General features: G+C 70.8%; 8 protein-coding genes and 2 pseudogenes. 7 read left to right on the forward strand and 3 right to left on the reverse strand.

What is annotated here, in order from left to right:
* Together ABT085_RS37015 and ABT085_RS37020 are read left to right on the forward strand one after the other, a co-directional pair.
* Positions 1–418: oxidoreductase dimerization domain-containing protein (locus tag ABT085_RS37015; protein ID WP_502982892.1), on the forward strand; the 418-nt coding region annotated here is incomplete at its 5' end.
* 409 nt (positions 419–827) lie between these two features.
* On the forward strand, positions 828–2,855 hold the full coding sequence (locus ABT085_RS37020) for an ATP-binding SpoIIE family protein phosphatase (RefSeq protein WP_351618440.1): 2,028 nt from the start codon (positions 828–830) through the stop codon (positions 2,853–2,855).
* Between the two features lie 415 nt (positions 2,856–3,270).
* On the opposite strand, the pseudogene ABT085_RS37025 reads toward ABT085_RS37020, so the two are convergent.
* Positions 3,271–3,348 (reverse strand): annotated as a pseudogene (locus ABT085_RS37025) (GlsB/YeaQ/YmgE family stress response membrane protein); the annotation flags it as partial.
* A 442-nt stretch (positions 3,349–3,790) separates the two neighbouring features.
* Between ABT085_RS37025 and ABT085_RS37030 the strand changes: the two are divergent.
* The 3 genes from ABT085_RS37030 (at position 3,791) to ABT085_RS37040 (ending at position 9,096) form a co-directional block, all read left to right on the forward strand.
* Complete coding sequence (locus ABT085_RS37030) at positions 3,791–4,153, forward strand: ArsR/SmtB family transcription factor (RefSeq protein WP_351618443.1); 363 nt, start codon at positions 3,791–3,793, stop codon at positions 4,151–4,153.
* Positions 4,146–6,827: a magnesium-translocating P-type ATPase gene (mgtA, locus tag ABT085_RS37035; protein WP_502982893.1), complete on the forward strand. Its 2,682-nt coding sequence runs from the start codon at positions 4,146–4,148 to the stop codon at positions 6,825–6,827. The genes ABT085_RS37030 and mgtA overlap by 8 nt, the downstream gene beginning before the upstream one ends.
* A gap of 565 nt (positions 6,828–7,392) precedes the next feature.
* A complete protein-coding gene (locus ABT085_RS37040) occupies positions 7,393–9,096 on the forward strand; it encodes an LCP family protein (RefSeq protein ID WP_351618453.1) in 1,704 nt (567 codons plus the stop codon).
* Between the two features lie 122 nt (positions 9,097–9,218).
* Here ABT085_RS37040 and ABT085_RS37045 read toward each other — a convergent pair whose 3' ends face one another.
* Positions 9,219–9,878 (reverse strand): zinc ribbon domain-containing protein, encoded by a 660-nt coding sequence (locus tag ABT085_RS37045; protein WP_351618456.1) that lies wholly within the window; start codon positions 9,876–9,878, stop codon positions 9,219–9,221.
* Between the two features lie 431 nt (positions 9,879–10,309).
* Between ABT085_RS37045 and tatA the strand changes: the two genes are divergently transcribed.
* The gene (tatA, locus tag ABT085_RS37050) at positions 10,310–10,576 is read left to right on the forward strand and encodes a Sec-independent protein translocase subunit TatA (RefSeq protein WP_351618459.1); all 267 of its coding nucleotides are present in this window, start codon (positions 10,310–10,312) and stop codon (positions 10,574–10,576) included.
* Here the strand turns inward: tatA and ABT085_RS46840 are convergent.
* On the reverse strand, positions 10,509–10,823 hold the full coding sequence (locus ABT085_RS46840) for a twin-arginine translocase TatA/TatE family subunit (protein WP_502982894.1): 315 nt from the start codon (positions 10,821–10,823) through the stop codon (positions 10,509–10,511). The genes tatA and ABT085_RS46840 overlap by 68 nt on opposite strands.
* Positions 10,824–10,962: 139 nt before the next feature.
* Here ABT085_RS46840 and ABT085_RS37055 point away from each other — a divergent pair.
* Positions 10,963–11,112 (forward strand): annotated as a pseudogene (locus tag ABT085_RS37055) (ion transporter); the annotation flags it as partial.
* Positions 11,113–11,231 lie beyond the last annotated feature (119 nt).

The following is an 11,231-nucleotide window of genomic DNA, read 5'->3' on the forward strand; positions in this document are numbered from 1 at the left end:
CAATGCCGAGTCGCGGCTCGTGCGGCACAACGTGCTCCATCCGCAGGACGTGCGCACCCTGGGCAACAGGGTTGCGCCGCATGCGGTTTTCACGAACCCGCAGATCGCCAGTGTCGGACTGACCGAGCAGGAGGCGCGTCGGCGCGGGATCGAATACGTGGCCAGTGTCCGTGACTACGCGGATACCGCGTACGGGTGGGCTCTGGAGGACACCACCAGTTTCGTGAAAGTCCTGGCGGACCCTGTTGAGCGTACGATCCTGGGCGCGCACATCATCGGACCGCAGGCTGCGACGCTCATCCAGCCGTTGATCCAGGCGATGACGCTGGGTCTGACGGTGGACCGGATCGGCCGGGACGTGCTGTACATCCACCCGGCCCTGACCGAGGCTGTCGAACAGGCCCTGCTGGACCTGTGATCCCGACCGCCCTGGGTTACCTCGTTCGTTCGGCACCTTCTCGCAGGGGGTGCCGTCGGCGTGGGTGCCGCACAGCCGGTAGGTGAGCACGCTGCGGTGCCTGCACAGTCGGCGCAGGGCGGTGGCCGCGAGTGCGGCACAGGCGTGCGGCATCGGCCGGTGTGCTCCCGAGGCCGCAGGCCATGGACCACGCGGAATGCAGATCCGGCGGCCGGCCAGGACGACAGGCCGAGCACCCAGGCGGCGCATGTGCAGTAATAGCGGCGCATGTGCAGTAATAGGTGTATAGGGGGTGTAGCGGTCACGGAGGATGAGGTCGGGTGTGAACGAGCGTCGTACCCCATCAGCAGACCCGCTGCCCAGCGATACCGATCCGTCGCAGGGCCGTGTGAACCGGGCCCTGCACGAGATGCCCGACGCACTCCTGCTCGTGGACGGCCAATGGCGGATCTACTACGCCAACGCGGCGGCAGAACGGCTCCTCACTGCAGACGGATCCGCCCAAACCCTTGTGGGGTATCTGCTCTGGGAGGCCGCCAGGACATTCCAGGGCGAGGGGGTCGTCGAAGACTTCTGCAAGCGCACCGCTGCCGGCGGCCTGCCTGGCGGGTTCGATGTGAAACGACCCACCGACGGGCGCTGGTACCACCTGCGGCTCGGGCCGGTGCCTGACGGCACGGCCGTACACATCTGCGACATCACGGAGTCGAAGGCCCGGGAGGCCGAAGCCGCCCGGGCGCACCAGGCGGCTGTGGAGCAGGCCGAGCGGATCAAGGATCTGACCATTTCCCTGTCCGGGGCCCTGACGGTTCAGGATGTGGTCTCGGCGGTGGCCCAGCACGTGCTGCCGCCCTTCAAAGCCTCCGGCCTGACGATCGGACTCCTTGAGGAAGCCAGGCTGAACCGCGTCCGGATCGTGGGCGCGATCGGCTATCCGGAAAGCTTCACCAAGATGGTGGAAACCGAGCTGGTCTCCGCCGCTTCACCGGTGAGCGACGTCCTCAACAGCGGTGTCCCTCTCTTCATCGACACCGCGCAGGAGCACATCCGCCGTTACCCGCACGTGGCGCACCGCATCGATGCCTCCGGCAAGAAGTCGTGGGCCTTCCTGCCCCTCATCGCCTCCGGCCGATCGATCGGCGCATGCTCGATCTCCTTCACCGACCAACGCCGGCTCGACGAGGCGGAGCAGACCCTGCTGACCGCACTCAGCGCACTGATCGCCCAGGCCCTGGAACGCGCCCGGCTTCACGATGCCGAACACCTCCGTGCACGTGAGCTCCAAAGAGGGCTCCTCCCACGTGCTCTGCCCACGGTGCCCGCCCTCACCGCTGCAGCCCGTTACATCCCTGCCGGCGATGCCGCGGACGTCGGGGGAGACTGGTACGACGTCCTGCCCCTGTCATCCGGACGCGTCGCCCTGGTGATCGGCGACGTCATGGGCCACGGTCTCTGCGAAGCGGCAGCCATGGGCCGACTGCGCACCGCGGTCCACACACTCGCCGACCTGGAACTGTCCCCGGACGACCTCCTGGCCCACCTCAACGACCTCGTCGCCGAACTCGGGGAGGACTTCTACGCCACCTGCCTGTACGCGGTCTACGACCCCACCGACGCCAGTTGCACCTGCGCCGCAGCCGGCCACCCTCCACCCGCGCTGGTCGATCCACAGGGCACGGTGCGCCTTTTGGACCTGGAGCCGAACTCCCCACTGGGAGTCTGCGATCCCCCCTTCGGAACCACCCGACTGCACGTCCCCGACGGCAGCCTGCTGGTGCTTTACACCGACGGCCTGGCCCAGACCGCCACACGGACCATCGACCAAGGCATGGCCCTCCTCACCCGCACCCTCGCCGAGGCGCTGAACAAGCCCGACACGGACGGTGACACTGCCCAGGCCGACCATGACCAGACCAGGCACGTCGTCCACCCCGCGCCGGATACGCCGCTGGAGCGGCTGTGCGACGCCCTGACCGCGAACCTGCTGCCGACGCTGTCGAACACAGCCGACGACGCCGCCCTTCTCATTGCCCGTCTTCACTCACTGGACGCCGCCGACATGGCCAGCTGGACCCTGCCGGAAGAACCACGTGCCGCAGGCCAGGCCCGTGCACTGATCCGCGAACAACTGGCCCGCTGGGATCTCGACGCCCTCACGATGACCACCGAACTCATCGTCAGCGAGCTGGTCACCAACGCCGTCCGCTACGCACGGGGCCCTATCCGCCTCCGCCTGCTGCGCAGCGATGTCCTTGTATGCGAAGTAGCCGACGGCAGCCTCACCACGCCTCACGTCCGCCGAGCCACGGACACCGACGAGGGCGGGCGCGGCCTTCAGCTGGTCAATGCCCTGACTCACCGCTGGGGTGCCCGCTACGAGACCTCCGAGAAGTACGTCTGGACCGAACAACAACTGCCGCAAGCGATGCCGATGTAAGAGAGCAGACACGCGAAAGGTCCCGGGAACACCCCTCCAGCTCCCCGGAGAGGGGCAGTTGGGCCGAGCGGCTGCACCGCATCTCGACGTCCCTCGCGTCCATGTGACCGGCGAGGGCGTGTATCCGGGGGCCGCAAGCGCAACGCGTTCCAGTGGAGCACCGCGGCCAGCGCCGGCCGGACCGGCGCTGTCACCCATCTGTCTCCGGGACCACAACCGCACCGCGCCGCCGTCATTCCACGCGGCACCGGCCAGCAGGCGTCCGTTCGGGCTGAAGGCCACCGCGTACACCCTGGTCGAAGCCCCGGCCAGGGACTACCCCTTTGACGCATGAGCACCGCGGAAGGCCGCCTCCCGGCCGGACAGCCTGGCCGTTCAGGGAGGCGGCCGGCCGTGGCCGGGACGCTCGCTCGAATCAGTCCCGCGAATCACCGAACAGGATGCGGTAACCGATGAGCAGAACCAGGGAGCCGCCGATCGCAGCACCCCAGGTGCAGACGAGCCGTCGAGGTGCTGTGACTCATCCATGACATCGCGCAATTCGGGGACTGACAGAGGCTCGGTCACGTCGATCGCAGCGAAGAAGGGAGGGGCAAGCAACGGAGGCGGCGCGTACGACGGAGTCGACCGGGAGGTCCAGGCCGGTCCGACCCTGGTCCCCGGCAAGGTCTGGATGATCTCTCCGATACTCGGTTCCGAGGCGCGAGCCGCGGCCGCGGCTTCGAGCAGGTGCACCAGGCCGGAGCCGCGTCGTCGGCAGGACGGCGGCACCGAACCGGCCTGCCACTACTGCGCGGACCGGAAACTCCGCTCGGTCGCCGGGCCCCGGCGAGAAGGTGCGGGTGTGCCATCGGCGCGCTGAGGCCGAGAAATCGGGCCCTAGACTGGGCCGGCGCACGGGCGTCGGCTGTGCAGCGGGCAGACGGGAGAGGGCTGTGCAGGGCAACGTCGGTGGTTTCGAGGATCCGTCCGCCGAAGTCCTTGTCGAGGCGGCTGCCGTGTTCGGCCTGCTCGCCTCATCGGCCCGGCTGCACCTGGTGTGGGCGCTGTCGCAGGGCGAGTGCGATGTGACACATCTCGCCGACCGGGTGGGCGGTGCGCTGCCCGCGGTCAGCCAGCACCTGGCCAAGCTGAAGCTCGCCGGGCTCGTGCGTTCCCGCCGCGAGGGCCGGCGGCAGATCTATTACGTCGACGACGCCGATATCGTCACTGTGGTGCGGGTGATGGTCGGACAGCTGACCGCACGTTCCGAGCACGCGCTCGCGCCGGTGCGCGAGCTGCGCGGGCCCGGTGGCTGAGGCCACCGCGGCCTTTGGCCGGAACACCGCGACATCTGGCTCTCCGGCCGTATGCGCGCCCGTCGAGGGGGCCGCACCGAGAGTCTCCGTGCCGACTGTGCTGGAGGTGCTGCGTCGGCTGGACAGCGGCCCGCGCGGTCTGACCGAGGCGCAGGCCGAGGAGCGCCTCGCCCGGCTGGGCGGGAACGCTGCTCCGGACCGGCGCGAGGCCTCCTGGCCGCGCCTGTTCGTCCGCAGCCTGCGAGATCCGTTCACGGCGGTGCTCGGGTGCCTCGGTCTGGTCTCGGCAGCCGTCTTCGCCTGGGGTACGGCCTCCGTGATTCTCCTGCTGGTCGTGGTCAGCTGTGCGCTGCGCGCCTCCGGGGAACACCGGGCCGACCGGTCCACGGCCGCACTGCGTGAGTTGGTCGCCACGACCGCCACCGTTGTACGGCGCTCCGACGACGAAGCCGCCGCGACGACCCGCGAGGTGCCCGTGGCCGAGCTGGTGCCCGGCGACGTGATCCGGCTGGGACCGGGCGACCTGGTGCCGGCGGACGTCCGCCTGCTGCGGGCGAGCGGCCTGACGGTGCACCAGTCCGCGTTGACCGGAGAGTCCGCACCCGTCGCCAGATCCGCCGACGACCTGCCTCGCGCGACCGGCGGCGATGGAGGTCGCCTGGCTCGGGCGGAACCGGGAGCGGGGGAGTTCGAACAGCCGCAGTACTGCTTCCAGGGCAGCAGCGTGGCCTCGGGCAGTGCCACCGCGGTCGTCACCGCGACCGGCGCGCACACCCGGTTCGCGGCCGCACACGACCGCACGGCCGGCCGGCCGGAGTCGAGCGCCTTCGACCGGTCCGTGAACGGCATCTCCTGGATCCTGATCCGGTTCATGCTGGTCACTCCGCCGCTGGTGCTGATGGCCAACGCGGCGCTGCGTGGCCGCGGCCTGGAGACACTCCCGTTCGCCGTGGCGGTGGCGGTCGGGCTGACCCCGGAGATGCTGCCGGTCCTTGTCACCCTGTGCCTGGCCCGCGGTGCCTCGCTGCTGGCCCGCACCCACGGGGTGATCGTCAAGCGGCTGCCCGCCCTGCACGACGCCGGCGCCGTGGACGTGCTGTGCCTGGACAAGACGGGCACCCTCACCCAGGACCGGCCGGTCACCGATCGCGCCCTCGACCCGGACGGCCGGGACGACCCCGAAGTCCTCCACTGGGCTGCCGTCAACGCCTGGTGGACCCTGCAACTCGCCGACCTGCCGGAACCCGACGCTCTCGACGAGGCGATCCTGGACGCGGCCGAGGAGGACGAGCTGATGGCGTACGACGGTGTCGCGGCCGTGCCCTTCGCCCCGGACCGCCGGCTTGCCACCGTGGTGGTCCGCACACCGGGCCGGCTCGGCCGGCACACCCTGGTCGTCAAGGGCGACGTCGAGGCCGTTCTGGAACGCTGTGCCCTCGGTGACGACGAGCGGGAACGGCTGCGCGGCCTCGCCGCCCGGCAGGCCGACGGCGGAGTGCGCGTCCTGGCGGTCGCCACCGCGGAGCGTTCCGCCCGCGGGCGCGACTACCTGCCGTCCGACGCACGCGGCCTCGTCCTCCGCGGTCTGATCACCCTGCGGGACGCGCTCGCGCCCACCGCCGCCGATGCGCTCGGGGTGCTCACCGACCGGGGCGTCACCGTCAAGGTCCTCACCGGCGACCATCCGGGTACGGCCGTGCGCGTGTGCCTCGATCTGGGCATCCCCGTCGGCGAGGACGCCGTGCTCACCGCCGACCGCGTCGACACGCTCTCCGACGCCGAACTCGGCGAAGCCGCCGTCCGTACGACCGTCTTCGCGCGCTGCACCCCGGACCACAAGGCACGGATCACCCAGGCCCTGCGGACCGCCGGGCACACGGTGGGCTTTCTCGGCGACGGGGTCAACGACGCGCCCGCCCTGCGCGCCGCCGACGTCGGTATCGCCCCCCGGGAGGCCGCCGACGTGGCCAGGGAAGCCGCGGACGTGGTGCTCGCCGCGAAGGACCTCACGGCGATCGCCCACACCGTCGCGGCGGGCCGCCACGCGGGCGGCAACATCGCCACGTATCTGCGCGTCACCCTGTCGTCCAACCTGGGCAACGTCCTCGCGATGCTCTCCGCCGGTCTGCTGCTGCCCTTCCTGCCGATGCTTCCGGCGCAGGTGCTGATGCAGAACCTGCTCTTCGACGCCGCCCAGCTCACCTTCGCCCACGACCGTCCCCACCCCGCCGTGCTGCACCGGCCGACCAGGCTCGACCCACGGGACCTCCTGCGATTCATCACCGGCTTCGGAGTCCTCAACGCCGTCGCCGACCTGGCCACCTTCGGCGTCCTCGCACTCGCCGTGCACCGGCCGGGGAACGGCGACGACGAAACGGTCTTCCACTCCGGATGGTTCACCGAGAACCTGCTCACCCAGGCCCTGGTGATGGTGCTGCTGCGCGCAGGCCGCCGTACCGCCGAGACCCGCAGGTCGGGCCCGGTCACCCGGGCCGCGCTCGCGCTGGCCGCGATCGGCCTGGCACTGCCCCCCTCACCACTCGGGCCGGTGCTCGGTCTGACCGCTCTGCCACCGGTGTACTACCTGCTGCTCGTCGCTGTCCTGGCCCTCTACGCATCGGCCCTGCTGGCGGCAAGGGCACGGTCCGGGCGCCGAGGCGGCAACGGGCCCTGATCCGGAGTCCGGCCCGAGCGATCGCCGGTGTCCCGCGCTGCCGACCGGCCGAAGGCGGGAAGGGCTCTCGGCCCGGGCAGAGGCGTCGGATCCCCGGACAGCAGGGCGGCCGGGGCGCAGGTCGCGCCGGGGCACAGGCGGGCCCTGGCCGAACGCGGCGCCGCGTGGATCACGGCGCGGTTCGGGAAGAGCACGCGCTGATCTTCTCCGTCCGCCTCCGGCCGGCAGAGTGCCGTGCCGGGAAGGGCCGTGAGCAGGACGAGAGCGCCGAAGGCGTTCGATGCCGCGTCGGCCGACGGCATGCAAGCGATCGCCCGGGTGGACAGGACGGGCGGGCCCCTGTGTCACCGCGCCGCATCACGTGAGCAGGCCCAGGCCTGGACGGCGGTTCTATGAGATGCCTCACGCGTGAATCGCCCCACGGGCTGCGCTGCCCGCGCCGTGGGTTTGTTAGATTGCGCAACTATGCAAGCAAGGTGGCGTGTTCGCCTCGCCTGCCCGTATACCGCCGCTGACGCCCGGCCGTGCCTCGAAGGCCGGCCCGAACCGTTCATGGGAGTGGGAGATGACAGACCCGTGGGACGGCCCCGGCAGCCAGGTTACACAGAGCCGCGACGCCCAGGTCCCCGGTCAGCGGACGGGCGGTCCTGACGGCGATCGGCCGAGGGGTGGCCGCGCCGCGGGACGGGCGGCCTCCCGCTCCCGCGACGCCGGGCGGTCGCGGCGCCGGGCCCGTCGGGCCCGCCGCGGCGGGCGGGCGCTGAAGATCGCCGTGGTGTGCCTGGCCGTCCTGGTCATGGGGACGGCCGGCGCCGGCTGGTGGTTCTACCAGCATCTGAACGGCAACATCAACAGCGTCTCGCTCGACGGCAAGGGCGGCACGGAGAAGGCGGACGCGTTCGGGCGCACCCCGATCAACATCCTCGTGATGGGTTCGGACGGCCGCACCAGCAAGGCGGACTGCAAGCTCGGCGGCGGCTGCTCGCAGACCGGCGTGCAGACCGGCAGCAACGCCGACGTGCAGATGGTGGTGCACATATCCGCCGACCGCTCGAACGCCACCGTGATGAGCATCCCGCGCGACACCATCACCGACATTCCGGCCTGCAAGGACAGTGGGAGCGGCCGGTCCACGGCCGGCTACCGCGGCCAGATCAACAGTGCGCTGCAGTACGGACCGGCCTGCCAGGTGGCCGCCGTCCACCAGCTCACCGGCGTTCCCATCGACCACTTCGTGAAGCTCGACTTCTCCGGCGTGGTCAAGATGTCCGACGCGGTCGGCGGTGTCTCCGTCTGCGTCAGCGACGACGTCTACGACACCTACTCGCACTTGAAGCTCTCCAAGGGCACGCACACCCTCACGGGCGAGGCGGCGCTGCAGTTCGTCCGCTCCCGCCACGGCTTCGGCGACGGCAGCGACCTGGGCCGAACCGTCTCGCAGCACATCTTCCTCAGTTCGATGATCCGCAAGTTCAAGAGTGCGGGCACGCTCACCGACCCCACCGCGGTCTACGGACTCGCCGATGCGGCCACCAAGGCGCTGACCGTGGACGACGGCCTGGGCAGCGTGACGAAGCTGATCGGCCTGGCCGCCGACCTGAACAAGGTCCCCACGAAGCGGATGACCTTCGCGACGATGCAGACGGCCCCTGATCCGAACGACAGCAACCGCGTGGTGGTGGGCACGGGCGCGAAGACGCTGTTCGCCGCGATCGCCGACGATCAGTCGCTGACGACCGGTTCGGGCAAGAAGTCCGTGGCGGCCGCCGCGACCGCCGGGGCCACCGCCTCGGCGGTGCCCGCCTCCGAGGTCGCCGTGACGGTGGAGAACGGCACCGGCATCACCGGCCGCGCCTCGTCGATCGCCACCGCGCTCACCGGCCAGGGCTTCAGCTCCGGGACGACGACGGCCAACGCCCCGAGCCCCGCGACCACCACCACCCTCACCTACGGCCCCAGCCGGAAGGGCGAGGCGAAGACGGCAGCCAAGGCCCTGGACCTGCCCGCCGCCCACCTGAAGCAGGGCACAGGTGACGGTCTGACCCTGGTGATCGGCAGCGACTGGCCCAGCGGCACGAGCTATCCGGGCGGCACCGCCGCGCCCGCCGACACGAAGGCGGCCGTCGCCAATGCCCACGCCCAGACCGCCGACCAGGCCAAGACCTGTGCCGAGGTCAGCCCCTACCGGACCGTCTCGCTCCACGGCGTCGCCATGACCCCGGCCCAGGCGTACGCGGCCGCGCGCGGCAAGCCCGACTCCGACGAGTGAGGCGGCCGAGCGGCGTCGCTCCACTTTCCCCGGCGTGACGCCCTTCCCGCGCCGGCACGAGTGTCCACCGCTGGCTGCGCTGCACGCGTGCCGGGGCCGCAGGCGTGCAGCGCGGCACTGCCCTACCGCCGCGTGCCGCATCCCGGGCAGAATGCCGCTCCGTCCGGTACCACGGCGGAGCAGGACGCACACCGGTCGGACTGGGCCAGGTGATAGCCGCAGCCGGAGCAGTAGGCGGCTCCGTGGGTCTCGGTCCTGCACTGGGGGCAGACAAGCTGCCGGGCCGCGGTGGGGTCGTAGTTCTGTCCGCCGTGCTGTCCCGCGGCGTGGGCCCGCTGCGAGGCCATGTCGTTCAGGCCGCGCTGCTGAGCCGCCATGGCCTCGGCCGCGGTGTCCGGGGCGCAGTGCAGGCACAGTCCCTGCGCGGCGTTCCAGCAGCGCCCGCAGACGTAGTCGGTGCAGCGTGCGCAGCGGTTGAAATGCCCCTGCGCGTTGCCGATGGCTCGCTGGAAGGCCTGGTCGCGGGCCTGGCCCCAGCCGGCCCCCGCGAGCCCGTCGGCCGCTGACGTGACCGCCCTGCCCGTGTTGCCGAGCAGGCTCCAGGCCACGTCGGTGCCCTTCCTGAGCCAACTGGCGGCCCGTTCACCTGCGTACGCTTCGAACGGCGAACGCCAGGTGTCGAAGCAGCGCGAGCACGAGAACTCGAACTGGAAGCCGGCGCCTGTGCCGCTGCGTTCACACAGATCACGGTAGTTGTGGCTGAAGTAGATCTCGCTGCTCACGCGGTCCCCCCACGGTTCGCATCGCCGGCACACTGGCCGACGACGCAGGCGGAAGGCTACTGGTTCTCGCCAAGTGCCAGGGCGATCAGGCCACATCGGGACCATATGGTGGCATCCGTGAGGCAACCGGGCGGGTCGCACCGGGCGCAGTCGTCGTGAGCGCGGCCGGCAGTGCCGTTCTCGCCGCGCTGCGCGTGCGGTTCCGACCCGCCCGAAGCCGGTCGCCGGGCTCGTGCGGCCGTCTCTGCCCGGCGCCGCCGACCGGGCTCGGGCCGGCGCCGGCCTTCACGGATGCCCCTGATCGATCCGACTCGCCTGGCGGGACAGCCGGTCCCGACTTCGTGGTTGTACAGTTGCGCAAGACGGCAACGAAGGCAGGCGGTACGGCGTCCGTGGCACGTACCGATGTCGAGCGTAGACAAGGGGGCGTGATGCTCCGCAACGGACTGGAACCCTGGCACCTGCTGATCGTGGTGATCATGATCGTCCTGTTGTTCGGCTCCAAGAAGTTGCCGGAGGCGGCACGGGGGCTGGGCAAGTCCCTGCGCATCCTCAAGAGCGAGGCCAAGGCCATGAAGGAAGACGGTGCACCCCGGCCCGCCGACGCCTCGGCCGAGCCGGGCACCCCGATCATGCAGACCACGACGGGAGACGCCGAGACGTCCCGGCCGGCGACGGAGCCGCACGCAGCCCGCTGACGCGGTCTGTCGTACGGGTGACAGGCCTGCAACGTCGCAGCCGTAACGCGCGGTTGAACGGTCGCGCCCTGGTTCCGGCGGTGAGGCCGTGCGCCGCGCTTGCTCGGCGGTGCGGCCCCTGTGCCGGCATCCGTGAGGCAATCGGGCGGGTCCGGGCGGCCTTGCCGGCCGACCGCGTCAGCTCGGGCAGCTTCCTGATGCCCACCGCCACGACGACCGTGACAGGGACGACGGCGAGTTCGCTCAAGCCGAAGATCGGACTGCCCTCCGCACCGCGATCTACATTGCTGTAGAAGTGTCTCCTGGGCAGTGATCACCCAACAAGTCGGCCTCGCAACCGGATTGGCCGCAGGGTGTCCCGAGCGGCAAGGAGCCACGGCAACAGCATGCTGGAGCAGCACGACCAGGAGAGCGCCGGCGAAGCCCGGTCCGTCCGCAGGGAACTGGCCCGCCGGTGCAGGGGCGTCACGGAAGCCCGGTGGTTCGCCCTGAGCGTGTTCGCCGTGATCCTCCTCAACGCCGCGTTACCGGGACTCTTGCGGAAAGCCCCGGCGTTCACACCGGGGATGAATGCGTCTCAAGACTGCTCTGACGTGCACGTTAGAGCGGACGTTTTTGCTGCTCGATGTACTGGCGCACGATCGCCAACGGTGCT

This window comes from Streptomyces sp. NPDC002265 (genome assembly GCF_040296125.1).
Lineage (GTDB): Bacteria > Actinomycetota > Actinomycetes > Streptomycetales > Streptomycetaceae > Streptomyces.

Excerpts from the sequence above, each read along its gene's own strand:
- ABT085_RS37040 (WP_351618453.1), top strand. The coding sequence starts at position 7,393 with ATGACAGACCCGTGGGACGGCCCCGGCAGCCAGGTTACACAGAGCCGC.
- tatA (WP_351618459.1), top strand. The coding sequence starts at position 10,310 with ATGCTCCGCAACGGACTGGAACCCTGGCACCTGCTGATCGTGGTGATC.
- ABT085_RS37020 (WP_351618440.1), top strand. The coding sequence starts at position 828 with ATGCCCGACGCACTCCTGCTCGTGGACGGCCAATGGCGGATCTACTAC.